This is a genomic window from Pseudomonas sp. VMV1, assembly GCF_056790235.1.
This window is the reverse complement of sequence record NZ_JBXGSE010000002.1, coordinates 567,683-592,492: the sequence shown is the minus strand read 5'-3', so window position 1 is coordinate 592,492 and position 24,810 is coordinate 567,683. Positions and strand designations below refer to the sequence as shown.

Annotated in this window: 24 protein-coding genes; 10 read left to right on the top strand and 14 right to left on the bottom strand. The window is 57.0% G+C overall.

Annotated elements, in window-relative coordinates; genetic code table 11:
- Window positions 1-14: 14 nt before the first annotated feature.
- The 9 genes from ACUCV0_RS08325 to aroC form a co-directional block, all read right to left on the bottom strand.
- Window positions 15-1,424, bottom strand: a complete 1,410-nt coding sequence (locus tag ACUCV0_RS08325; protein WP_313647527.1) for a circularly permuted type 2 ATP-grasp protein — start codon at window positions 1,422-1,424, stop codon at window positions 15-17.
- Window positions 1,425-1,681: 257 nt separating this feature from the next.
- Entirely contained in the window at window positions 1,682-2,023 is a 342-nt protein-coding gene (locus ACUCV0_RS08320; protein WP_059315428.1) for a ribonuclease E inhibitor RraB, read from the bottom strand.
- Window positions 2,024-2,125: 102 nt separating this feature from the next.
- A complete protein-coding gene (speE, locus tag ACUCV0_RS08315; protein ID WP_271655319.1) occupies window positions 2,126-2,977 on the bottom strand; it encodes a polyamine aminopropyltransferase in 852 nt (283 codons plus the stop codon).
- Window positions 2,978-3,073: 96 nt separating this feature from the next.
- Window positions 3,074-3,286, bottom strand: a complete 213-nt coding sequence (locus tag ACUCV0_RS08310) for a PLD nuclease N-terminal domain-containing protein (protein ID WP_420480519.1) — start codon at window positions 3,284-3,286, stop codon at window positions 3,074-3,076.
- A 105-nt stretch (window positions 3,287-3,391) separates the two neighbouring features.
- Window positions 3,392-4,078: an acireductone synthase gene (gene mtnC / locus ACUCV0_RS08305; protein WP_313647525.1), complete on the bottom strand. Its 687-nt coding sequence runs from the start codon at window positions 4,076-4,078 to the stop codon at window positions 3,392-3,394.
- The gene (locus ACUCV0_RS08300; RefSeq protein ID WP_313647524.1) at window positions 4,075-4,626 is read right to left on the bottom strand and encodes a cupin domain-containing protein; all 552 of its coding nucleotides are present in this window, start codon (window positions 4,624-4,626) and stop codon (window positions 4,075-4,077) included. Before ACUCV0_RS08300 ends, mtnC begins: the two co-directional genes overlap by 4 nt.
- Entirely contained in the window at window positions 4,623-5,237 is a 615-nt protein-coding gene (locus tag ACUCV0_RS08295; RefSeq protein WP_059315433.1) for a methylthioribulose 1-phosphate dehydratase, read from the bottom strand. The genes ACUCV0_RS08300 and ACUCV0_RS08295 overlap by 4 nt, the downstream gene beginning before the upstream one ends.
- Entirely contained in the window at window positions 5,221-6,381 is a 1,161-nt protein-coding gene (locus ACUCV0_RS08290) for an MFS transporter (RefSeq protein ID WP_313647523.1), read from the bottom strand. The genes ACUCV0_RS08295 and ACUCV0_RS08290 overlap by 17 nt, the downstream gene beginning before the upstream one ends.
- Before the next feature lie 157 nt (window positions 6,382-6,538).
- On the bottom strand, window positions 6,539-7,630 hold the full coding sequence (gene aroC / locus ACUCV0_RS08285; RefSeq protein ID WP_313647522.1) for a chorismate synthase: 1,092 nt from the start codon (window positions 7,628-7,630) through the stop codon (window positions 6,539-6,541).
- Between the two features lie 134 nt (window positions 7,631-7,764).
- Between aroC and ACUCV0_RS08280 the strand changes: the two genes are divergently transcribed.
- From ACUCV0_RS08280 to ACUCV0_RS08240, 9 genes are all read left to right on the top strand, one after another.
- Entirely contained in the window at window positions 7,765-8,733 is a 969-nt protein-coding gene (locus tag ACUCV0_RS08280) for an alpha/beta hydrolase (RefSeq protein WP_313647521.1), read from the top strand.
- A gap of 42 nt (window positions 8,734-8,775) precedes the next feature.
- Window positions 8,776-9,555 carry a hypothetical protein gene (locus ACUCV0_RS08275; protein WP_482212485.1) on the top strand — a complete coding sequence of 260 codons (780 nt, stop codon included), beginning with the start codon at window positions 8,776-8,778 and terminating at the stop codon, window positions 9,553-9,555.
- Window positions 9,556-9,681: 126 nt separating this feature from the next.
- Window positions 9,682-12,063: a penicillin acylase family protein gene (locus tag ACUCV0_RS08270; RefSeq protein WP_482212484.1), complete on the top strand. Its 2,382-nt coding sequence runs from the start codon at window positions 9,682-9,684 to the stop codon at window positions 12,061-12,063.
- 244 nt (window positions 12,064-12,307) lie between these two features.
- Window positions 12,308-13,504, top strand: coding sequence for a CmpA/NrtA family ABC transporter substrate-binding protein (locus tag ACUCV0_RS08265; protein WP_313647518.1), 1,197 nt, complete (start codon window positions 12,308-12,310; stop codon window positions 13,502-13,504).
- 11 nt (window positions 13,505-13,515) lie between these two features.
- The gene (locus ACUCV0_RS08260) at window positions 13,516-14,088 is read left to right on the top strand and encodes an ANTAR domain-containing response regulator (RefSeq protein WP_059315440.1); all 573 of its coding nucleotides are present in this window, start codon (window positions 13,516-13,518) and stop codon (window positions 14,086-14,088) included.
- A 98-nt stretch (window positions 14,089-14,186) separates the two neighbouring features.
- Window positions 14,187-14,510 (top strand): TM2 domain-containing protein, encoded by a 324-nt coding sequence (locus ACUCV0_RS08255; protein WP_237140520.1) that lies wholly within the window; start codon window positions 14,187-14,189, stop codon window positions 14,508-14,510.
- Between the two features lie 150 nt (window positions 14,511-14,660).
- Window positions 14,661-15,902, top strand: coding sequence for an alanine transaminase (gene alaC / locus ACUCV0_RS08250; RefSeq protein WP_482212483.1), 1,242 nt, complete (start codon window positions 14,661-14,663; stop codon window positions 15,900-15,902).
- 94 nt (window positions 15,903-15,996) lie between these two features.
- Window positions 15,997-16,191 carry a hypothetical protein gene (locus ACUCV0_RS08245; RefSeq protein WP_017642174.1) on the top strand — a complete coding sequence of 65 codons (195 nt, stop codon included), beginning with the start codon at window positions 15,997-15,999 and terminating at the stop codon, window positions 16,189-16,191.
- Window positions 16,191-16,790 carry a hypothetical protein gene (locus ACUCV0_RS08240; protein ID WP_482212482.1) on the top strand — a complete coding sequence of 200 codons (600 nt, stop codon included), beginning with the start codon at window positions 16,191-16,193 and terminating at the stop codon, window positions 16,788-16,790. The genes ACUCV0_RS08245 and ACUCV0_RS08240 overlap by 1 nt, the downstream gene beginning before the upstream one ends.
- 445 nt (window positions 16,791-17,235) lie before the next feature.
- Here the strand turns inward: ACUCV0_RS08240 and ACUCV0_RS08235 are convergent, their stop codons facing one another.
- The 5 genes from ACUCV0_RS08235 to ACUCV0_RS08215 all read right to left on the bottom strand — a co-directional run bounded on the left by ACUCV0_RS08235 (window position 17,236) and on the right by ACUCV0_RS08215 (window position 24,535).
- Entirely contained in the window at window positions 17,236-18,936 is a 1,701-nt protein-coding gene (locus ACUCV0_RS08235) for a replication endonuclease (protein ID WP_482212481.1), read from the bottom strand.
- Window positions 18,937-19,155: 219 nt separating this feature from the next.
- The gene (locus tag ACUCV0_RS08230) at window positions 19,156-20,697 is read right to left on the bottom strand and encodes a hypothetical protein (RefSeq protein WP_482212480.1); all 1,542 of its coding nucleotides are present in this window, start codon (window positions 20,695-20,697) and stop codon (window positions 19,156-19,158) included.
- Window positions 20,698-21,122: 425 nt separating this feature from the next.
- Complete coding sequence (locus ACUCV0_RS08225; protein ID WP_482212479.1) at window positions 21,123-21,539, bottom strand: hypothetical protein; 417 nt, start codon at window positions 21,537-21,539, stop codon at window positions 21,123-21,125.
- A gap of 77 nt (window positions 21,540-21,616) precedes the next feature.
- Window positions 21,617-22,798 (bottom strand): hypothetical protein, encoded by a 1,182-nt coding sequence (locus ACUCV0_RS08220; protein ID WP_482212478.1) that lies wholly within the window; start codon window positions 22,796-22,798, stop codon window positions 21,617-21,619.
- A 114-nt stretch (window positions 22,799-22,912) separates the two neighbouring features.
- On the bottom strand, window positions 22,913-24,535 hold the full coding sequence (locus ACUCV0_RS08215; RefSeq protein WP_482212477.1) for a recombinase family protein: 1,623 nt from the start codon (window positions 24,533-24,535) through the stop codon (window positions 22,913-22,915).
- Window positions 24,536-24,590: 55 nt separating this feature from the next.
- Here ACUCV0_RS08215 and ACUCV0_RS08210 point away from each other — a divergent pair, with 55 nt between their 5' ends.
- A complete protein-coding gene (locus ACUCV0_RS08210; protein ID WP_482212476.1) occupies window positions 24,591-24,758 on the top strand; it encodes a hypothetical protein in 168 nt (55 codons plus the stop codon).
- The last annotated feature ends 52 nt before the right edge of the window (window positions 24,759-24,810 follow it).

Genomic DNA, 24,810 nt, shown 5'->3' with positions numbered 1-24,810 from the left:
TGTTCTGTGGCGATCTAGTCCTGGACCACCCAGGTGTCCTTGGTGCCGCCGCCTTGGGAGGAATTCACCACCAGCGAGCCTTCCCGCAGCGCGACCCGGGTCAGGCCGCCGGGCACCAGACGCGTCTTGCGCCCGGACAGCACGAAGGGCCGCAGGTCGATGTGCCGCGGCGCGATGCCGCTTTCGACGAAGGTCGGACAGGTGGACAGCGACAGGGTCGGTTGGGCGATGTAGGCGCTGGGATTGGCCTTGAGCCGCGCGCGAAAGGCTTCGATCTCCATGCTGCTGGCGGCGGGACCGACCAGCATGCCGTAGCCGCCGGAGCCATGGACTTCCTTGACGACCAGCTCGGGCAGATTGGCCAGCACATGGGACAGCTCGTCCGGCTTGCGGCACTGCCAGGTGGGCACGTTGTAGAGGATGGGTTCCTCACTGAGATAGAAGCGGATCATCTCCGGCACATAGGGATAGATCGACTTGTCGTCAGCGACCCCGGTGCCGATGGCATTGGCCAGGATGACGTTACCGGCGCGATAGGCGGCCAGCAGGCCCGGCACGCCGAGCATGGAGTCCGGATTGAAGGCCAGGGGATCAAGGAAGGCATCGTCGAGACGTCGGTAGATGACATCGACCTTTCGGAAGCCCGACGTGGTACGCATGAACACCTGTTCGTCGCGCACCAGCAAGTCGGCCCCCTCCACCAGTTCCACGCCCATCTCACGAGCCAGGAAGGCATGTTCGAAGTAGGCGCTGTTGAAACGGCCTGGTGTGAGGACCACCACCGTGGGGTTATTGACCGGGGTGGAGCTGCGCAAGGTATCGAGCAGGATGTTCGGATAGTGGTCGATGGGCGCGATGCGCTCCAGGGTGAACAGCTCGGGAAACAACCGCATCATCATCTTGCGGTTTTCGAGCATGTAGGACACCCCGCTCGGAGTACGCAGGTTGTCTTCCAGTACGTAGTAGGCACCATCGCCGTCGCGGACCAGATCGACACCGGCGATATGGGCATAGATGCCGTTGGGCAGATCCAGCCCCTGCATGGCCAGCTGGTACTGGTCGTTGGCCAGCACCTGCTCGGCCGGAATGACCCCGGCCTTGATGATGCGCTGGTCATGATAGAGGTCATGGAGAAACATGTTCAGCGCCTGGACCCGCTGAATGCAGCCTCGCTCGATGATCTGCCACTCGCTGGCGGGAATCGCCCGCGGCAGGGCGTCGAAGGGAATCAGACGTTCCGTGCCCTGCTCGTCCCCATAGAGGGTGAAGGTGATACCCGCGCGATGGAACAGCAGGTCGGCTTCGCGGCGGCGCTGGGCCAGGAGTTCAGGGGGTGTTTCCTTCAGCCACTGGGCATAGCGACCATAGTGCGGTCGGCATTGCGCCTGGACGTCGTACATCTCGTTATACAGTTGGCGGCTCATGCCGATCTCCTTGTCACCCACGGTGCAGCGTCGCAAGCCGCGTGCCACCGTAAGGGCCCTCAAGATCAGGCCCTCGCGTAGCTGCGAGGCGCGCGGTGCACCAAAGCCAGGCACGTAAGCGTGCGCATGCACCGCAACGTTTCCGTCATGAGCCTAAGACGGTGCGCCAAGCGGAAAGTGCGATGATTGAGGGGCGCGACGGTTACCGAAGATGAGACGGGCATCCCGTCCGGGATGCCGCCTCGCAACGCGTGGGATCAGGCGGGGCTGCGGTTGACTTCCTGGGTGACGCCCCAGCCATCGAGCTGCCCGCCGAGAGGTACCACCACGGCCTCGAGATCGCTTTCGAAATCATCGATGGTGGCGTGGGTAGCGAACATCACCTTGCTGACCTGCAGGTGCCAGCCGCCCTCTTCGTGGGGCACCACCTGGGCGTTAAGGGACTCGCCGTGAAACTGGTCCGCAGCGATGCGGGCCTTGCCTTCATCGGCGAAGATGGCGAAGAAGTCGATGGGATGAAAGCGGGCGAAATCGAAGCCGCCCTCTTTCATCCGCTGCAGCAGGTTCAAGCTCACATCATCGGCAAACGACAAGGACATAGGACTTCCCTCCTCTGGTTCGGATGATCGTCTCGCTGGCCATCGCTACCGACGCCAGCGAGTCGCGGCTGAGAACTCGAACGGTGCCGCGACCGCCAGGGCTTACGCCTTACCGATGGCCTCCAGCACGTATCGAGGTAGAGCAAAGGCAGCGGCATGCAGCTCCGGGGTGTAATAACGGGTCTGGATGCCTGTATCACTGTAGCGTTGCGCCAGGGTTTCGGCACTCTGCCGACGCAAGGTCGGGTCCTTGCTACCCCAGGCCAGGGTCATGACGCCCCCTATGTAGGTAGGCACCGCCGACAGATAAAAGTGCCAATCGGCGAACAGCCCGGACAGGCGGCTGGCGGTGGTCTTGACCTCGTCCAGCTGCAGGAACGGGGTACCGTTCTGCGCGACCATCACCCCGTTGTCGTTCAGGCAGCGGTGGCAGGCCTCATAGAAATTCTCGGAAAAGAGCACCTCGGCCGGGCCGATGGGGTCGGTGGAATCGGAGATGATGACGTCGTAGCGCTCGGTGGTGTTGGCGACGAAATTCATGCCGTCGTCGATTACCAGATTCAGGCGCGGATCGTCGAAGGCACCCGCCGAATGACCGGGGAAGTATTCCTTGCACATCTCCACCACCGAGCCATCGATCTCGACCATGGTGATGTGCTCGACGCCCTGATGCTTGGCCACTTCACGCAGGATGCCGCCGTCACCGCCGCCGATGATGAGCACCCGCCGCGGGGCCGGATGGGCGAGCAAGGGCACCTGGGTCAGCATCTCGTGATAGATGAATTCATCGGCCTCGGTGGTCTGGATGACGCCATCCAGGGCCATGACCTTGCCCAGCACCGCGTTCTCGAAGATCACCAGGTGCTGATGCTCGGTCCGCACCTCGTGGAGCAGGCGCTGGACGGTGAACCGCTGACCGTAGCCGTCGTAGAGGGTTTCCAGGTAGTCGCTCATGTCGATCTCCGCAGGTAGCTGGCCGAGACAGACAATGCCCGACCAAAAGCCGGGCATTGTAAGAGCTGGATGTGACAGGCTCCAGCGTTGCGCTGACTAGCCTTTATGGGTAGGCGCGGTGGCCGATCGATTGCCGCGCGGACCGGCGGCGGCCCAGGCGATCAGGCCGATCACCGGCAGTACGATGATGAGCACCGTCCAGACGATCTTGGCGTTGCTGGTGCTATCACTGCGGATCACATTGACGATTGCCCAGATGTCGAGCAGGAAGACGATGAAGCCCAGTACACCGCCGATGGTGGAATTGATCATGTCGCGACTCCCGTTGCGAGGACAAAGGTCTCGTCAATTGGGACTGGCGATGAGGGCGTGGAGTTCGGCCGGCTCGCTTGGCAGCGGCGCCGGCCATGAGCGTCAACCGAAGGCGGCGAGATCGATGTCGGCGAAGGACGTAACGCAAGGATGATCGCCCAGCTGGCCGCCGGCACGCACCAGGCCACAGGTGGGCAGACCGGCCTGCCGCGCGGCATCCAGCTCTTCCACCACGTCGGACAGGAACAGCAGTTCCGCCGGCACGTGGGTGGTAGCCGAGGCGATGCGCGCATAGGACTCGGCCTCGCGCTTGCCGCCGGTCAGGGTATCGAAATACCCGGAAAACAGCGGAGTGAGATCACCATGCTCGGAGCAGCCGAAGATCAGCTTCTGCGCCTGCACCGAGCCCGAGGAATAGACGTACAGTGGAATACCGGCAGCGTGCCACTGGCGCAGGGCCTGGACGGCGTCGGGATAGACGTGCCCCTGGAGCGTGCCAGCGCGATAGCCCTCCTCCCACACCTGGCCCTGCAGCGCCTTAAGCGGCGTGGCCTTGCGGTCGCTGGCGAGCCACTCCATCAGGATGACGATCACTCGCTCCACATCGGCATCCAGCTCGCCGGCTTCGGCGCGCACGGCGTCGAGCTGTTCGGCTACTGCCGGCTCCCCGGCATGGGCACGGACATGGGCCGGCAGATGCTCGCGGGCATAGGGAAAGAGCACGTCGAAGACGAAGCTGACGGCGCTGGTGGTGCCTTCTATGTCGGTCAGGATGCCCTTGATGGTCACGCCTCGACCTCCAGGCGCGGGAAGCGCTGGGCGATGTCCACACCGGTGAAGTGGGCGACCCAGCCGTCGGGATTGTCGAACAGGCGGATGGCGACAAAGGACGGCGACTCGCTCATGTCGAACCAATGCGGCGTGCCGGCCGGCACCGAGATGAGGTCATCCTTCTCACAGAGTACGGCATAGACCTGGTCGTCGATGTGCAGGGTGAAGAGGCCCTGACCGGCGACGAAGAAGCGCACCTCGTCCTCGTTGTGACGGTGCTCTTCGAGGAACTTGGCACGCAATGCCTCCCTCTGCGGGTGCTCCGGGCTCATGCTGATGACGTCGACGGTCTGGTAGCCGCGCTCCTGGATCAGGCGGTCGATCTCCGGCCGGTAGGCGGCGATCACCTCCTCCTGACTGGCACCGGGCGCCACCGGTGCGGTGGCCTGCCAGCGCTCGAAACGCACCCCGACCTCGGCCAGGGTGGCGGCGATGTGTTCGCCATCGCTGATCACCTTCAGCGGCTGGCGGGGTTCGGCATCATGGTAGACGGTCAGTCGGCTCATGGGCGCAGGCTCCGGGTCTTGAGTTCGCATTCGAAGAGGAATTCGAAGGCTTCCACGTGGCGCAAGGCATCGGCCATGCGCGGGCCCCAAGTATAGAGGCCGTGTCCGCGGATCAGGTACCCCACGCAGTCGGGGTGCACGTCCAGCCAGGTCTGCACCTGGTCGGCCAGGCGCGGGATGTCCTGGTCGTTATCGAACACCGGGATCTCCACCCTGACGTCATGGGTGGTGACGCCGTGCAGGGCTTTTTGCAGCTCATAGCCATCCAGCAGCAGACGATCGCCTTGGAGCTGGCGCGAGAGCACCGTCGAGTTCACCGAATGGGTATGCAGTACCGCGCCGATCTCCGGCTGCCAGCGGTAGAGCTGGGTATGCAGCGCCGTCTCCGCGGAAGGCTTCTTGTCCTCCAGCGGGGTACCGTCGAGATCCGTGGCGAGGATGTCGTCCAGCTCAAGTTGACCCTTGTGCTTGCCGGAGACGGTCAGCAGCAGGCGGCTGTCGGACAGCCGTACCGAGTAGTTGCTACTGGTGGCCGGCGACCAGCCGCGGCCATAGAGGAAGCGACCGGCGTCGATGATTTCCTGGGCCAGTTGCTCACGCTGCTGGATCATGGAGGGTTCTCCTAACGGACAAGAGGATGAGGAAGGCCCCTGCCAATGCCGCCAAGGAGGCACCGGCAAAGGCGGCAAGAGCGCCGGATACCTGCCAGGCATAGCCAGCATACAGCGCGCCCAGCGCACCGCCAGCCCCGGAAAGTGCCGCGTAGAGCGATTGGGCCTGGCCCTGGCGGCGGCGGTCGAAATGGGATTGGACGAACTGAATGGCGGCGGCGTGGAAGCAGGCGAAGGTGGCCGCATGCAGGAGCTGGGCGAACAATAGCACTGGCAACTGGTCCGCCAGGGCGCCCAGCAGCAGCCAGCGCCCGGCAGCGATCAGGAAGGCGCCGACCAGCAGGGTGGTCAGGGCGATCCGCGCCAGCAGCTGGGGCATGAACAGGAAGATCAGCACCTCGGTGATCACCCCCAGGGACCAGAGCTGGCCAATGACACCACGGCCATAGCCAAGGGCTTCCAGGTGCAGGGTGAAGACCGTGTAGTAGGGGCCGTGGGACAGCTGCATCAGCGCCGCGGCAGCGAAGAAGGCCAGTACCCGTGGTTGCCGCAGGGTGGTCAGGAAGGGCTCGGCCGGCGCCTCGGAGCGCTGGCCGGGATCCACCGCCACCCCGGGCACCGCGAGCGAGGCGAGCAGGATGATCGCCATCACCAGCAGCAGATAGGCCGGATAGAGATCCAGGCTGACGTATTCGAAGGCCCAGCCGAGTCCGGCCACCGCGGCGATGAAACCCACCGAGCCCCAGAGGCGGATACGCGCATAGCGCTGGGGCTGGTCACGCAGATGGGCCAGGGTGATGGCTTCGAACTGGGGCAGCACGGCGTGCCAGAAGAAGGCATGGCCCGCCATGATCAGCGCCAGCCAGGCGAACCCCTGGCCCAGGTAGATGCCGGAGAAACACAGCAGGGTGCAGGCGGCGCCCAGGCGGACGATGCTCAACCGGCGCCCGGTACGATCGGCCAGCCAGCCCCAGAGATTAGGCGCCAGCACCCGCATCAGCATGGGAATGGCCACCAATTGGCCGATGGCGGTGCCGGAAAAGCCCAGGTGGTGGAAGTACAGCCCCAGGTAGGGCGCCGTGGCACCTAACAAGGCGAAGTAGGCGAAGTAGAAGCCTGACAGTCGCCAATAGGGAACCGGCATCGTCTGCCCGGTGCCTGGCGCGCGTTCAGGATCTCGCGAGCTAGAGGCAAACAAGGCGAAAATGCCTGAGGAAGCGGAGTTTACAAAAGGTAAATGAGCATTCCGAAGGCATTTTCAACGCTGTTTGGCCGACGCGCAGCTGATCATGAACAGGTGCTCAGAGCTGGGGCAGGACGGGCGTGGAGACCCGCACCTCGGTGTTCTGCGCGCGATGGCGCAGGAGGTGATCCATCAACACCAGGGCCATCATGGCTTCGGCGATGGGAGTGGCGCGGATGCCCACACAGGGATCGTGGCGACCCTTGGTGATGAGTTCGACCGGATTGCCGTGGACGTCGATGGAGCGTCCCGAAGTGGTGATACTGGAGGTGGGCTTGAGCGCCAGATGGGCAACGATGGGCTGGCCGGACGAGATGCCGCCCAGCACGCCACCGGCGTTGTTGGACAGGAAGCCTTCCGGGGTCAGCTCGTCACGGTGCTCGGTACCGCGTTGGGCGACGCTGGCGAAGCCGGCGCCAATTTCCACACCCTTGACCGCGTTGACGCTCATCAGCGCATAGGCCAGTTCGGCGTCGAGGCGGTCGAAGATGGGCTCGCCCAGACCGGGTGGCACGCCGTCGGCGACCACGGTGATGCGCGCACCCACCGAATCCTGGTCGCGACGCAGCTGATCCATGTAGGCCTCCAGCTCCGGCACCTTGGCAGGGTCGGGGCTGAAGAAAGCGTTCTCTTCCACGCTATCCCAGGTCTTGAAGGGGATCTCGATCGGACCCAGCTGGCTCATGTAGCCGCGCACCCGGATGCCCTGGGTCGCCAGGTACTTCTTGGCGATGGCACCGGCCGCCACACGCATGGCGGTTTCCCGCGCCGAGCTGCGACCGCCGCCGCGGTAGTCGCGCAGGCCATATTTATGGTGGTAGGCGTAATCGGCGTGGGCCGGGCGGAACAGGTCCTTGATCGCCGAGTAGTCCTTGGACTTCTGGTCGGTGTTGCGGATCAGCAGGCCAATCGGCGTGCCGGTAGTGACCCCTTCGAAGACCCCGGACAGGATCTCCACCTCGTCCGCTTCCTGGCGCTGGGTGGTGTGGCGGCTGGTGCCGGGCTTGCGCCGATCCAGGTCGCGCTGCAGGTCGGCGGTGTCCAGGGGCAGTCCGGGTGGGCAACCGTCGACGATGGCGACCAGCGCCGGGCCATGGCTTTCGCCGGCGGTGGTGACGGTAAACAGCGTGCCGAGGGTATTGCCGGACATGCGAGGGCTCCGCGCTACGGGTGAAAGGTATAGATTCAAAATGGGAATGGGCGATTTTACACGCGCCGTGGTCTTTTACACGGATTGTGTGCGGGATAGGCCCTCACACCCCAGCCTTCGGTGCCCTCCTCGTCATGCGTCTGCTGTTCTCCCTGCTGCTGTGCCTCGCCCTGCCCGCCCTGGCCAAGGCCGCCGATCCCGTGCTCTTTCGTCCCCTCCAGCTCGACACCGGCAGCGGCGTGCTCAAGGGCAGCCTGATCCTGCCCCGCAGCGAGCGTCCGCAACCGGTGGTGCTCTTCGTTTCCGGCTCGGGCCCCCTCGACCGCAATGGCAACGCCCCCGGCGCCCGCAATGCCGCCCTGCAACGCCTGGCCGAGGCCCTCGGCAAGCGGCGGATCGCCAGCGTGCGCTTCGACAAGCGCGGCGTGGCGGAAAGCCGCAGCGCCGAGCCGGACGAGAGCCATTTGAGCGTAGAGCGCTATGTCGACGATCTGGTCGGCTGGATCCGGCTGCTGCGCGCCGATCCGCGCTTTTCCCAGGTGATCCTGCTCGGTCACAGCGAAGGCGCCCTGATCGCCAGCTTGGCCGCCGACCGGGTGCCGGTCGCGGGCGTGGTGACCCTGGCCGGCAGCGGCCGCCCGATCGACGTGGTGCTGCGCGAGCAGCTGGCGGGCAAGCTGTCGCCCGCGGCCCTGGCCAGCGCCCAGTGGATCATCGACCAGTTGCTGCGTGGCACGCCGGTACCCGAGGTGCCGAAGGAGCTGCTGGTGCTGTTCCGCCCCAGCGTCCAGCCCTATCTGATCTCGCTGTTCCGCCAGGATCCGGCCAAGGCCTTTGCCGGCATCCAGGCACCGGCGCTGATCATCCAGGGCACCCACGATGTCCAGGTGGAGGTCGATGACGCCCGGGCGCTGCACCGGGCCAAGCCGGATGCCGAACTGGCGATCATTCCCGGGATGAACCACGTGCTGCGCATCGCCCCGGCGGACTTCCAGGCGCAACTGCCCACCTATGACAATCCCAACCTGCCCCTGGCCCGCGAGTTGATCGAGCGCGTAGCCGCCTTTGTCCAGCGCTCAGGTTCCCCGCACACCGGCCGATAAGCCGTAAAGGCGCCCAGGAGGCGCGCCAGCTGGAGCCTGCCCGTGGAAACCCGTGACCAAGAATCGCCGGCCGTCGAGGCTGCCCCCCATGAGCCCCATCCCTGGGCCAGCCTGCCGCCCGAGCGTTTCCAGCTGCTGCGGCTGATGCCCCAGCCGGCGGATCGCCGGGTTGGGTCACGCCCCCTGCGCTTCGTGCAACTCGGCCTCGTCGAGCGCCATGGCGAGGAGGAAAGCCTGCTGCGGCTGACGGTGCAGATTCCCGGGCAACTGTTGCACCGGGAGGTCAACGTGCTGGAGGTCTGGGTCGACCATCGCCTCGGCGAAATCCGCCTGGGCCCCGAGCGGGGTCTGCAAGTCGAGCCGGAAGAACGCGGCCTGGGACGCTTCCTGCTGGCCCGAGCGGCCGCCTGGGCGCGCCTGCGCTGGAACCACTACCGGGTACAGGACCTGCCCCTGGCGCGCCGCGACGCCCTCGACGAAGACAGCCGCAAGCGCCGTGACCACGTGCTCAGTGCCCAGGGCTTCACCGTCGAGACGGCCGCGGACGACGAGCGCCAGCAGCTCTGCCGGGCGGCACGGGTCAGCCAGCTGCGCGAGGACTGGAATGCCGACAAGGTGCAGCTGCTGTCGCTACTGGACGGCGCTACCCTGCTGGAACAGTGCGATCGGGTGATCGACGAGCGTGACGCCAGCCTGAGGCAACTGGAGGACCGCATCGCCCTCTATCGCCGCGATGACATCTCGCTGCGTTTCGCCATCGGCTGCCTGGCGGTGTTCTGCCTGTTCCAGGCCGCGCTGCTGATCTGGATGGCCCTGCGCTAGGTGGCAGGCCCGGACGACCTGTCGGCAGCGCCCAGGCGCCACCCCTCGCCAGAGGCTTGCTCCCCCCGTGGACCCTGCTAACGTAGCCACCCGTTCGCATCCATCCGCTCGGAGTGCCCGCTGTTCATGGTCTCGTCTCTTCTGTTTCGCCAGCGAGCGCCTCTGCGCCTCGCCACCCTCGGCCTGCTGACCGCCCTCGCCGGTTGCCAGTACTTCGCCGAGGAGCAGCCGACACGCAGCCAGCCGCAACTCAAGGGCAGCCTGCCCCTGCGCGGCCTGGCGCAGACCGCTTCGGTGCGCCGTAACGCCGATGGCCAGCCGTTGATCGAGACCACCACCTTCCACGACGCCCTCTTCGCCCTCGGCTATGTTCACGCCAGCGAACGCTTGGCGCAGATGGTCGAGCTGCGCCTGCTGGCCCAGGGCCGATTGGCCGAAGCCTATGGTGACAGCCGGCTGGATACCGACCGTTTCATGCGCGCGGTCGATCTGCGCAAGGCTGCCCAGGTGGCTTACAACAACGCCTCGCCGCGCATGAAGACCTTTTTCGAGGTCTATGCCCGAGGCGTCAATGCCTACCTCTATCGCGCCGGCGAACGAGTCGAGCTGGATGGCAACGAGTACCGCGCCGAGTACTGGAAGCCGGAAGACAGTGCCCTGCTCTTCGAACTGCTGAACTTCGCCCAGGCAGTGGACCTGCGCAAGGAGACCGCCGCGCTGGCACTGGCCGCCCAGGTCGGCCCCGAGCGCCTCGCCTGGCTGCTGCCCACCTATCCGGACGAACCCCTGCCCGAGGAGGAGACGGCCAAGCTGCGTGGCTTGAATCTGCGGGGCCAGTTGCCCGGCCTCGACGCCCTGCTGGACGTCCAGCGCCAGCTGGCTCAACTGGCGCCCTTCGGTGGCCCGACCGGTACCGCCTGGGCGGCCACTCCGGGCCACACCCGCAGCGGCCGCAGCCTGCTCGGGGTGGACAAGGTTAGCGCCTTCAATGGCCAGTCGCCCTTCACCCTGGTGACCCTGAGAGCGCCCCGTTTCGAAGCCGTGGGCACCACCCTGCCCGGCCTGCCGCTGCTGCTCGATGGCTACAACGGCAAGCTGGCCTGGGGCGCCGCGACCCTGATGGGCGACAGCCAGGACCTCTACCTCGAGCGCCTGCAACGCCAGGGCGGTCGCCTGCAGGTGCAGAGCGGCGGCCAGTGGCAACCCGCCGGCGAACGGGTGGAAACCTTCTTCGTGCGCGGCGAGAAACCGCGTCGCGAAACCCTTTACACCAGCCCGCGCGGCCCCCTGCTGAATCTGGCGCTGGCGCCGGACGCCAACGGCTATGGCCTGGCCTTGCGCAGCAGCCGTCTGGAAGCCGACAAGAGCCTGGACGCGCTCTTCGACCTGTCCCGCGCCAAGGACGTGGAACGCGCCTTCGAACTGGCCCGCGAGCTGCGCGCCAGTGACTGGAACCTGGTGTTCGCCGATGCCGAGCACGTCGGCTGGCAGGTGACCGGGCGCTATCCCAATCGCCGCAGCGGTTTGGGGCTGCTGCCCTCGCCCGGCTGGGACGAACGTTACGCCTGGGACGGCTACGCCGATCCCATGCTGCACCCCTATGATCAGGACCCGGCCCAGGGCTGGCTGGGCGCCGCCAACCAGCGTGTGGTGCCGCGCGGCTACGGCATGCAGCTGTCCAGCAACTGGTCGGGCCCCGAGCGCCAGGAGCGCCTGGCGCAACTGGCCGGGCGCTCGGCGCGCCTGGACAGCCGCGACGCCATGGCGCTACAGCAGGACCAGACCACCACCCTCGCCGCCAAGCTGAAGACGCAACTCGACGCCCCCGGCTTCGCCGCCCCGCTGCGCCAGGCCATCGCGGCGCTACCCGCTGCCCAGCGCCAGGCGGCGGAAGAAGCCCTGCGGCGTCTGCAGGGCTTCGACGGTCGCCTGGCCGGCGGCTCCGCCGATGCGGCGCTCTACGAGGCCTTCTTGCAGGCCTTGGCCGAACAGACCTTCGCCGATGAACTGGGTGGCACCAGGAGCAAGGCCTGGCAAGCCTTCACCACCCTCAGCGATACCGGCTACAACGCCATCGTCGATCACCTCCTGGCCCGCGACGACAGCCCCTATTGGGATGACGTCAGCACGCCCACTCGCGAAGACAAGCCGGCGATCTTCGCCCGCGCCCTGGCCGGGGCCATCGCGACCTGCGAGGCCAAACTGGGCAGCGATCGCGCCGCCTGGCAGTGGGGCCGCCTGCATCGTCTGGACGGCAATGCGAGCGGTGGTGACGGCTCGACCCTGGACCTGACCGCCAGCCATTGGGGCGGTAACGATCAGGTCTGGCTGGCACCCGCACTTCGCCTAGTGGTGGACTTCGGCCTGGCCGAACCCCTGCAGGCGAGTCAGGCCGGCACCCTGGGCAAGGGGTGGGCCCGCGGGCAGTACCAGAGCCTGCCGCTACAGCCGCAGAATCTGGAGCGCGTCTATGGGCGCGACCGCCTGCTGTTGATTCCGCAGAAGTAGACTTCTCCACCGGCAACCCGCGACTTGGCGCGGGTTTTGCCCCTGCTCTGGCAGACCTCAGCCGGCGTCGCTTCCTTCCACCGCGCCGCGGACCGCTGCAGAGGCGCGGTCCCGCAGGTGCCTGGCAATGGAAGCGCCCGGTGATGGTGCCGTGCCTGTCACCACAATGGTGCAGACCCTAGTCGAGACGTCCATAGCGGTGCACAGAAAGGTGCCCTGGCGTCCGTCAGCTGCCGGAGACACCATGCCTGCCCAGTTTCCTCCTCACGCCGCGCATCTCTGGGTCGCGGGTTCGGATGCCCCGGAAAAGCCCGAGCTCAATCTGGGCTTTCTCCCGCTGAGCGACGCCGCCTCGCTAATCGTGGCGGCGACCCAGGGCTTTGGCGAGCCACACGGCCTGACCCTGAACCTGCACCGCCAGCCATCCTGGTCGGCCCTGCGCGACAACCTGCTCAACGGCCACCTCGACGCCGCCCACTGCCTCTATGGCCTGGTCTATGGCATGCACCTGGGGCTGGGCGGCACTCCCGCCACCGACATGGCGGTGCTGATGGGTCTCGCGCAGAATGGCCAGAGCCTCAACCTGGCGCGCAGCCTGACCCGGGAAGGGGTTCAGGACACGGCCTCGCTGGTCGAGCGGATCCGCCAGCCGGGCACCAGCCCCCTGACCCTGGCGCACACCTTTCCCACCGGCACCCACATTTTCTGGCTCTACTACTGGCTGGCTGCCCAGGGCATTCATCCGCTACGGGACGTGCGCACCGCGCTGGTACCGCCACCGCAGATGCCCGAGCACCTGGCCGCCGGCCGGGTCGATGGCTTCTGCGTCGGCGAGCCCTGGGGCGCCGCCGCCGTCGCACGCGGCCAGGGTTTCACCCTGACCACCACCCAGGCGATCTGGCCGGACCATCCGGAAAAGGTGCTGGCCTGCACCGGCCGCTTCGCCGAGCGCTATCCCAATACGGCCCGGGCGTTGATCCGCACCCTGCTCGATGCCAGCCGCTTCATCGAGGAAAGTCGTGAGAACCGCCTCGGCACCGCCCAGCTGATCAGCGATGCCGCCTACGTGAACGCCGATCCGGCGTTGCTGGCCGGACGCTTCCTCGGCCACTACGAAGATGGCCTCGACCGCCGCTGGGAGGACGAACATCCCCTGGCCTTCCATCGCCAGGGCGCGGTCAACCCGCCCTATCTCTCCGACGGCCTCTGGTTCCTTACCCAGTTCCGCCGCTGGGGCCTGCTGCGCGAGGACCCGGACTACTTGGCCATCGCCGAGGCCGTGCAATGCACCGAGCTGTACCGCGAGGCTGCCACCGAGCTCGGTCTGGCGGTACCGCCGCCCCGGCGCAGCAGCACCCTGTTCGACGGTCGCACCTGGGACGGCAGCGATCCAGCCGGTTACGCCCGCAGCTTCGCCATCCACGCGCTCAGCGATCACTAGGGAGAACGACCTTGCGCATTCTGCTCATCGACGACACCCCCAAGCAGGTCGGCCGCCTGAAGAGCGCGCTGATCGAAGCCGGTTTCGAGGTCATCGAGGAATCCGGCCTGACCATCGACCTGCCGGCGCGCATCGAGACGCTACGGCCGGACGTCATCCTGTTCGACACCCAGTCACCCGGTCGCGACGTCATGGAACAGGTCTGTCTGGTGACCCGCGACCAGCCGCGCCCCATCGTCATGTTCACCGACGAACACGACCCGGCGGTGATGCGCCGGGCCATCCAGTCCGGGGTAAGCGCCTATATCGTGGAGGGCATCCAGACCAGTCGCCTGCAGGCCATCATCGACGTCGCCCGCGCCCGCTTCGAGACCGACCAGGCGCTGCGCGCCGAACTCCAGGCCCGCGAGCAGCAGTTGCTGGAGCGCAAGAAGGTCGACCAGGCCAAGGGCCTGCTGATGAAGATGCGTGGTTGCAGCGAGGACGAGGCCTACACCCTGATGCGCCGCCAGGCCATGAGCAAGCAACAGAAGCTGATCCAGGTGGCCGACCAGATCATCGCCATGAGCGAATTGCTGGGCTGAACCGGCGCCAGGGGCAGAACTCTGGAAATAGTCTGGCACCGATTTGTGTGGCAATATCCGCGCCCCCTGGATATCCACGCTCGAAAAGGACTTCTGTCATGAGCTCGCTGCAAGCTGAAATGCTGGTCGAACAAAAGGTCGCCAATGCGCGCAAATCCACCGGCGCCGCCTACCTGATCTGGTTTTTTCTCGGCATGCTCGGCGGTCATCGCTTTTACCTCGGCCGCACCGGCACCGCCGCCATCATGCTGGTGCTCTCGCTGCTCGGCTGGGTCACCTTCTTCATCCCCTGGATCATCCTGGGTATCTGGTGCCTGATCGACGCCTTCCTCATCCCTGGCATGATCCAGCAGCATCAGGACAAGGCACGCCAGCAGGCGCGGCTGGAAGTGGCGGCGCTGCAGACGAGCCACGCGCTCTGAGCCGTTCCGGGGCGCTTCGCCACCCCACAGCACCCCGCTGATTTTTTCCTCGACAAGCGCAGCGGCCTGCGGCTACTGTCCGATGCAGGTCACCTCCTGTGACCCACGTCGCTCGGACGGTTCCGGGCGCTTACGTACTTCGAGGAACGCATGACTGATTCCAGTCCCGTGCGCCGCTTTGCGCGCATCGATCGCCTGCCCCCCTACGTCTTCAACATCACCGCCGAACTCAAGATGGCCGCGCGCCGTCGGGGTGAGGACATCATCGACCTGTCCATGGGCAATCCCGACGGCCCTACCCCGCCGCACATCGTCGAGAAGCTCTGCCAGGTCGCCCAGCGCGAAGATACTCACGGCTATTCCAGCTCCAAGGGCATTCCCCGCCTGCGCCGCGCCATCTCCCACTGGTATCGCGACCGCTATCAGGTGGAAATCGACGCCGACAGCGAAGCCATCGTCACCATTGGCTCCAAGGAAGGCCTGGCGCACCTGATGCTGGCGACCCTGGATGCCGGCGATACCGTGCTGGTGCCCAATCCCAGCTACCCGATCCACATCTATGGCGCGGTGATCGCCGGGGCCCAGGTGCGCTCGGTGCCCCTGGTGCAGGGCATGGACTTCTTCGCCGAACTGGAAAGAGCCATTCGCGAAAGCATTCCCAAGCCGAAGATGATGATCCTCGGTTTCCCCTCCAACCCCACCGCCCAGTGCGTGGAGCTGGACTTCTTCGAGCGCGTGGTGGAGCTGGCCAAGCGCTACAACGTGCTGGTGGTGCATGACCTGGCCTATGCCGACATCGTCTTCGACGGCTGGCAGGCGCCCTCCATCATGCAGGTGCCCGGGGCCAAGGAGATCGCGGTGGAATTCTTCACCCTGTCCAAGAGCTATAACATGGCCGGCTGGCGGATCGGCTTCATGGTCGGCAATCCCGAGCTGGTCGCCGCCCTGGCGCGCATCAAGAGCTATCACGACTACGGCACCTTCACCCCATTGCAGGTAGCGGCCATCGCCGCCCTGGAAGGCGACCAGCAGTGCGTGCGCGACATCGCCCAGCAGTACCAGCACCGGCGTGACGTGCTGGTGCGTGGCCTGCACGAAGCCGGCTGGATGGTGGAGATCCCCAAGGCCTCCATGTACGTCTGGGCCAAGATTCCCGAACCCTACGCCCAGCTGGGCTCGCTGGAGTTCGCCAAGAAGCTGCTCGCCGAGGCCAAGGTCTGCGTCTCGCCCGGTCTGGGCTTCGGCGACTATGGCGACGACCACGTGCGCTTCGCGCTGATCGAGAACCAGGACCGCATCCGCCAGGCGGTGCGCGGCATCAAGCAGATGTTCCGCGCCGATGGCGTGCTGCCCAAGGTTGCCTCGCGTAAAACGGGGGTCGAACCGGCCTGAGTCCTCGCCGCGCCGTCGACCGGCGGCGCGGCGAATCCTTGCCGGTTCTGGTGTTCCAAGCTATAAGCGCCTAGTGCACCCTCGGGATATCGTCATGCTGAAAGGCCTGTTCAACCTGCTCAAATCGCCCTCCGCGGACGACCTCAAGCTGGCCGCGAGCATCAACAACTCCTACAAGTCCATGCGCGTGGTCGGCCGCGGCACCCTGCGCATCGATCCGGCGGAGGTCTTCGACTCCCCCGAATTCAAGGAAGACCTGGACCGCGCCCGGCGGCTCATCAACCGCTGATGTTCCTGCTGCTGCTCCTGCCGATCCTGGTCAGCGGTTTTCTCGTCTGCCACAAGCATCCGCTGTACTTCTATCGCCTGCATCGCTACGAGGGCCAGTACCTCTATCTGCAGAGCGCCCGCTTCGGTCTGTTCTGCACCCTGCTCGCCGTGAGCCTGCACCTGGGCATCGCCCAATTGCTGCAGGGGCGCAGCTGGTCATGGGGTGAGCGGACCTTTTCCTTCGACTATTTCGCCGGTCTCGCCGAGTTGTTGCGCCGTACCGGTACCCTGGACGATCCGCTGCAGGCCGCCTGGATCCTGCTGGTGACAGTGACCGCCTTGCTGATCCCCACGGCCTGGGCAGCACTGGCTCGCGCGACCATCAAGCGCAAGTACGGCCTCACCGAGGACAACTACCGCACCTTCATCCTGGCCGGCATCCTCAAGGACAGTCCGCTGGACGATCTGCTGATGACCGCCTCGATCAACCGGGAGACGCTGATGCTGACCCTGGAAGAGCGCAAGGTGTATGTCGGTCGCATTACCACCCTGGGCGAGCCGAGCGAAACGGAAGGGGCCGACCAGGACGTCTGCATCAAGCCGATCATGATCGGCTAGGTCTTTTGTCAGAAAAAACTAATAGTGCTTGTTCTGCCTAGGAAACGCCTACCTCGAATAGCGCAGTCATCACTAGCGATAACCCTTCAAAGCGTGATTAAACATAACCTTCGATGAAATACTCATCAATGCGTTCTTCGCATTTGTCATTTTTATAGCTAAATACGTGCTTTGTTGCACGAGTGTAAGCGCCGCCATTTTTTGTGCTCTCGTGTTTAAACTCAATGGTAGCTCTACTTAAACACGCATAAATAATTTTATCTTGATTTGTTTTTTCATCTAATTGCTTTTTATTATGTGCGTTTCTTTCTTTTGAAGCGGCAATCGACTCAGGCGAAAAATTTTGCGGATTTACATATAGCACAAAGCAGAATAAACAGAATATTAAAAAAAATAAATCGCAAGCTTTACAGTATCCCATAGGAATCAAAGTGGTTTTTTTACATTATACAGCTAAATAGCAATTAAACTTTGTTTGTAAGCAGTCATCCGTTCCCTTTATTCGATAACCCCATAGCGTATATTTAATGTATTCAAAGCCGCTCATTGTTTCTAGGCAATCTTCTAGAACAATATTCTCAATATGCTCATCTGCTAGCCTGCAAAATTGCCAAAATTTATTCTCCTGTCTTAATAGTGCTAATTTAACCAAGTTTTGATTTCCCAGGTTTTTCTGTAAGCTCTTCAAGTCAAGATTAAAGAATCGATTAAATTTTCTCCACATTACCGATTTTGTCTTTCCGAAGAAATTGTAAGTCTTATATCTCCAGAGCCGAGCTACTGCTTTATTTTTCATTGCATCATCTGTCTTGTCTCGAAGACTTTTCATTATGTATTTAGTGATATACGAGGTTGGCGATGCAGCCTTTACACCCGCTTTTTTTGCTTCCGCTTCTGAAATTTCGACAATGCGAACAGCTTTATCGCTATGTCCAAAGTGCTTGTAGATGAGTCTTTTGAGTTCTTCCGATTGGGTTGGATGAACATAAAAAAGGCTGTGCATATGCGGGCATTGGTCTTTGTGTGCTTCTTTTGACCACAATCCAAGCGTCTCGATGCCGTGGCGCTCTCTGTCTTTGTTGAGAGCGACAAGCCTGCTAGAAAGCCAATCTGAGGCTTCTCGTGGTGTTGATCCGTTCCATTTTGTAGCTCCGTTACCAGGGTTGGGGTGGAAGCTCGCTGGGCACGTGAACGTAGTGAATAGAGCCATATAGCCAAGGCTGACGGCTTGCTCTTCAAGGTCCTTTGCCTTCATGTAGAGTTCAGATGCCTTGCGCTCATCAGTCAGTGCAAAGTCTGATAACTTTTTACGTTCTTCTGTTTGGTCATCTTTGATGATGACCACCTCTGCATTTTCAATAAATTCAGCTTGTTCCAAATCAATTTTCTCTTGATATGCAAGAAGCTCATCACTGCAATATTGGGTCTTATTTTTGCCAATAGCACCAATTTTCAATAAGTGTAGCTCTCTATCTCGCCTTGCCACACGCTCGATTATTTTCTTTAATTTCCTGAATTCGCGATTTTCGGTAATAGAAAAATCCGCCTTAACAATATTGCTATTGTTCGCTTTAACTATTTCAGACGTTTCTATGTAGTAGTTTGAAATCTTATCGAAAATTGTGCCTTGGCCCTTCAAGTCTCTAAATCGAATGCTCTTATAAATATGCAAATCTGCAAGCTCTTTTCTATACAAATTTATATATGAAGCTTCCAGAATCAATTTTTTAATAGCTTTGTTTTCGCAAATATAGTGAAAGATTCTGTTGATTATGTTGGCAAAAGATATTGTTTCTTTATCGTAATCAGTGATTTTTTCTCTGTATGAAAATGTAGATGCCTTGAAGTTTTTTAGCGTAACAAGTTTTTTGCCTAATAGAATCTTTTGAAATTCTGGCTCTTGTTCAGCGCTAGAAAGGAAGGGGATAAAGGGTTTTTGCTCGAAACTAACATTGTCTATATAGTCAAAAGTTTTGGTAGCTATAGATAAGTTAGATATTATTACTTTAAGCTTTGCACAAAGTTCATAAATATGAATATCTTCTTTTTCGTATAGTGCAGCAGCATCAGAAATATTTTTTTTGAATTCTGATGAAAGGGGTTGTGTTTCTGAAATAAATGGTATGATATATCTAAGTAAAGTCATTTGTTATATTAAATTGTGGTAAATTCATTATAACAAATAAAAAAATAAGTAAAGAGCCGAAAGGCTCTTTTTTATTGATTTGAATAAGTTATGTCGTCTTTAATAATCTTATGTCGCTTAAACATAAATCAAGTTTTCGACATGGCTCTTCGATTTTTGCTCTTCTTGGATAACTCTAAAATAACTGTCGCAAGCCCTGATTGTGCAGTTTTGAGGGTTTTAAATTTTCACCTTTCCACTTCGGTAATACTTTTTCAACTTCTCGAACTCTATATCTTCGTTAAGTTTTTTCTTTGTCTTTAAGTTCACTGATACTTTATCTAGCAAATTGTCAGCCGGTGTTTTATCTTCAAAAGATTCATATTTACCTGCAATTTTTTTATCAAGGCTTTTGCTTTCTTCTGAGTTCGAGAATATATCAATCACTCTTTCAATGATGAGATTAGAGAAATCGAGAAGTTCATCTTTTATTCTTTGAATGTCTGAATTTAACCTTTCAAAAATTGTCCTCTTGTTATCTATTTTTACATCTAGATTTTCTTCTTCATCTTGTTTCTCAGCTATGGAGCTAATAATTGCCTGATGAATTTTTTGGTCTTCCATAATCGAATTATTCAGAGCTTTCTGAATGTCTTCATCGTTCTTAATATCGACTTTGATTTTGCTAAGCTCATCGTTTAAGTCAAGAATCTGTTTATTGTGAAAGCTCGCTACTCTCTCGATTTTAGGCTTTCTCGCATCTTCTTCTATGAGCTTCATTCTCTTTTTGTGCTCTTCTGTGTTATCTAGTTTTTTTGCTTCGACATTATATTTCAGAAGCATATTGTTGGTATGTTGATAAAATAATGTTTGAAAATATTGAGCTTGTAGTTTTTTTGATTTGTATGAACGATTTGAGAAGTCGAGCTTTTCAGCGTCTGGATATTGTTGCTTGATTTTCTCGATGTTGTCGTTCACGAATTGCTTTTGAGCATTAAGCAAGTCATATTTACCTGTCTTTTTATTTTTTGCTTCGACAAAAATATGAGGATGATTCCCGACTTCATCACCGTGAAAGACAACTAACTTGACTGGATAATCTGGGAAGTTTTTAGAATAGAAAGAGTGAATGTTTGAGAGCATATCTAAGGGTTTTATGTTGACTTTGTTATGCATTGGGATTTTGAAAAATGCTTCTTGTATGAAAACTTTATTGCGAGCAATGTCAGATTTATTTTCTATTACTTCATTGTGAAGATTTAAGAATTTCCTTACTGTTTCAATCTTCTGATTTTTGCGTGAAAAATCGAACTCTGAAAGCTGCTCAATTTCTTCGTTTATGTTGAAACTTTCTTTTTTCTCCAAGATTTTTGCAAGATATATCTTTAAAGCATCGTTATTATCTGGGATTGAATTATGCCACTTATTAACTTTTGCTTTGTATTTACTCAAAGCATCAGTAGCATCTGATTTTTCGTTTTTGGATTTTTGTTCTGCATTGACTTTGTGGATGAATGATTCTTGGATTATTTTTTTTTGTTCTTCTGTAAGCTCGTTGAGTTTTATTGTATTTGTGCCAGTTATTGAGGGGAACCAAACCAAATTCTCATCTGATTTATCTTCGTCCCACTCTAAAATTTTTGTCGAAATTATTTGACTGTTTTCATGTGGAGCTATACGAAGAGAGTGAGCAACAGATTTGAAAAGTTTCGCTTTTCCGAATTTGTCATTTTTAAAATTCAAATGTTTGTATATCATCGTTACTGCTTTTTTTGTTGTCATAATATCACCATTATTTTTTGTTTTTTTGTGTTCCTTTTATTATCGATTTAGAGAAAAATATTGAGCGACATAGCGATATTTTTTTCTAAATCAGTAGTAGAAATGATTTAAAATTAGAGCGAGAGCGAAAATTTTTAATCAGTTTCGTAGAGTGCTTTGGCTCTTGCTTTTGATTCTGTCTCAACGACAAGTTGCGAGCTAACCTGAAACCGCAAGCACGAAGTGCGTCTTTGCGAAGCAAAGTGTGGTGAAAGGTGTAGCGAGTTACCATAGTTACCATAGGCCCTACTAAAAATATACCATACGCAAAAGTCTGATTTTAATTAAAAACAGAAATGGCTAATAGATTCTAATAAATTGAAGCGCGCTATACAGCACCAATAAAAAAGCCCTCTCGTGGAGGGCTTGAATGAGCAATTCAAATTCTATGCATCGTGGTCTTTAGCACGCTTTTTTGCCTGCTTATCAAGAACACTAATGAAGCTCATATTAATAGCTATGGTGCTTATCAGTGCGCTTATTTGAAGGCAGCTGAAAGCAATCATAAGAAACTGAATTACGCTTTCCGCATATGGCTTATAGCGAAAGGAGAAACCATCCAGAAACGCTGAAAATATCAATAATGACAAAGCCACAATCATTGTCAGAGCAGACTGGACTATTACGCTAATTATCTCTTTCAGTCGGACGTTATCTTCACCGCCACCAGAAAAATCTACATTTAATAGATTTTCGCCGCGTAGCGTCTTTAGAACATTGGGGTATAAAAAAGCTACCCAAATACTCATTATCGTAAAAATTGCACCAGCGACGGCAACTAATAGGCTGAGAATATTAGGCACTGAATCTTGTTTAAGGTCGATGCCGAATATCCACAGCCCAGTCGGGACTATAATACATAAAAGTATTATCGACATATTTAACCTTGCGCAGGTTGCGGAGCCGGCTCTGTGTGAGTGGCCAAATCTGGCCTAACGCTATGTATATAATAAGCACGCTGTTCATTGATGATGCCATAGAGGCTTTCGCAACTATATGCACCAATTCCTTGTGGCAATATGACTCGCTCTACAAGCCGATGTTTCTTTATGGAAGTCTTTTTGCCTTCTTCGTCTACAAATATTACATCTGCATACCCGTCTTCCGAAAAGTCAGCTGAATACTCCATAAGCTCTGCCATTTGCTCAATGGACGGAGTGGCTTCAATGAGTATCTCCACCTTTCTTACGTTGTCTTCATCATCACTTTCTTTAGAAAAGAACTTGCTTAGAAAAGTCTGAAAGAGGTCGAAAAGTTCGCCGTTAGCTTTTTCTAAACCATTTTTCTTATCTAGAATAGAGGCGGCCTCTACGCTAGCAGCGGTAGCACTTACATAAACCTCGTTTCTAAGCAAAACACTTTTCGTTGAAGCGCATATTTGTTCGAGCCTTTCAACACTTGTTTTGAACTCTTTTATCTTGACCTTGAACTTATACAAAACATCATAAGTTTCGGGCGCGTTCGGCGTGCTGAACATAATTCGGGTCTCTGTGTCGCCCGATGCCCTTTGGTTGTAGTCCTTAAATTTGATGCGATGCCTCACCATGTGGGAAACCCATTTTTGCATCAAATTTGTGTCACACTTTGAGTCTTCAAACTTCAATGACACGACCAGGTCATGGTCTGGAATTATCCAGTAGTAGCAAGGGTGTCCCCAGATATAGTTATCACTGGTCTTATCGGCAGTGCTACTGATGTATTTTCCAGTTGGATTGCCATCTTTGTCTATCTCAAGACCTCTGAAACCCCTAACGTCGCTAGGGTCGTGCTTCCACAATACTAAAATAAAGTCGCCATTATCGAACTCCTTTATCTCCTTGCAATAGCACATTACAGGGTCTTCCCCTGTTTTTCCTTCCAATACCCAGGGGCACGTTTCTCTAAACTGCCGGCCTTCCATCCAAGCAGCCATTGCTTTAAAGACTGTCTTCGTTTCGAGGCCGAAGCAGGTCGATACGATGTCTTCTTCGCTTTTCCTTCTTTGTATCTTGTAAAGCCCGCTCAGGTCTATCTCGAAAAAGTTCAAGTAGCCGCTATTATCACTGCGCTTGACGGTAGACATCCTTTCTCCTACTACTATGCTATTTATGCATCAATGCCCTGAGTAAAGCAGGGCGCCTTTTACTCGTCAAGAGGCGAAGCGCGCAGACCATTGGAAAGACAGCAGTGCGAGAGGCTAATTCTGTAATTCTGCAATGCTAACTATATTCGACAACACCGCATTTATCGAATTATCGTCTTTCTTTAAGATAGTAGTTGCAATGACTTTTTCGTCTGTTGCTGAGTCTTTATATGTTAAGAACTTGAAGAGTATCCCATTGTCTACAAAAAATCTATTTACCTTTATTCGTCCCTCTTCTGTCGAAACCGAGTTTTTCAGGTCGATAAACTCTCCGAGATTTTGATTGGAATCAACGCTTAGTGATAAATTCAATGTGGCTACTTGCCTATTCAGCTCTTCTATTTCCTGTTCAAGCTTACTCATTTGCTGAACCAAAAACGACGGTATTTTAGCGTTGAAATCTAATGATGATGTAATGTTTTTTAGCTGGTTTTCTTTCTCGGAGCGCTGCTTTAATTTAGAGGTGAGTTCAAAATCATTTTTTGAGGATTTAGATTTTTCTGTTGCCAGCTTTAGAAATAGGCTAGAAGTGCTTGCAAGTCGGTTATGAGGAATGTTGAGCTTTTCAAAATGAGAATTTACTACCAAAGCCATCTCGTTGAGTTTAAAAAGCGACCCTAATGCATAGTCGAAATTGATGTTTTCTGCGTCGCAATTACCGATTTCTCTTTTGTTCCTACAGATTAGATAAGTATATCCCTTCTCATTTGCCTTTAAGTTTGTGCGGGAAAAAAGCATTGTTCCATTGCATTTAGCGCACAAAACTGCTTTCTTAAAGATGTTTATATTTTCTTTTGTTGTCCTTCCGGAAGCATGATTTGTCTTTCTTTTTTTCATTGCTTCGATTGCGCCAAAGAAATCGCTCTCGCTTACTGTTTGCGGATAGTAATTATCAATAAATCTTTCGAAGACTCGTTTTTCTTTACCATCTTTCTTCAACCTTGAATAAACCGCCAACGTGCCCAGTGGGCTCTTGTTCTGTATTAGAATTTCAACTGCTCTGTTGGACCACCTACGCTTCGAAGTTTTATTGATACGCTTTAATGTCTCGGTCAACCCAAAGGTCTTGAGTGAAGAGAAAATCTCCCGAATCTCATCGGCTTCTTCTTTATCCTCTACAAACTTTTGAGCTTCGTTATCAAATCTAATCCCATAAGGAGGGGTTTTCTTATTGAAAATCTTCCCGCTTTCTGCTGCCGCATTCTTCGCATATTGATAAGCAGATTTTCGTCTAATACTCTTTGTTTCTGATTCTTCATTTGCCCGTTTTGCGATTACAGAAATGAGCAGAAGCGTTTCTAGGTCACGAGAAGGGTCAGATATTTCATAAAGCTTTTTATCGGATGTGGTGTAGAGCTTTATGCCTCTTTTCAGGAGGTTTTGGATAAGTTCTACACCGTTCAAGACTCGTTGCCGGGTAAGTCGGTCAATCGACTCGACTACAAGAAAGTCGTCTTCTCGTAGCTTTTCAAGCAGGGCTTTCAGGTTGCCTTTGAGGGCGTTAGAGCCATCGAAAGCACTTCGCCCTCTGTCATAGACAATGTTCCGCTCATCTATAGTTATGTCAAAAGCCTGCTCGAAAGCTGCAAGCGGGGCCGTCTGACGTGTCTCGCTGTCTCGACCTTCCGCACCTTGGCGAGCGGTGGAATAGCGGACGTATGCGTATGCAAGAGACATCTGAAAAGCCTCTAAGATGGACTTCTAAAGGCTTTGACAATAACAGAAACCGCTCATGAGCGGCTACCGCGACAAGGACAAACTCTGGGTGACCTTCACCACCCATTATGCGGACAAGGGCAAGGACATCTACCTGACGCTGAAACAGAGCCAGATCGTCTCGGCGACGCGCTTCGATTTCGACGCCTATGAAGCGTTTCGCTCAAGTGTCAGCCGCAATTGATAGGGTTTGACGACGCTTTCGCAGGGAACGTATGACTTTTTAGGCAGGTCCC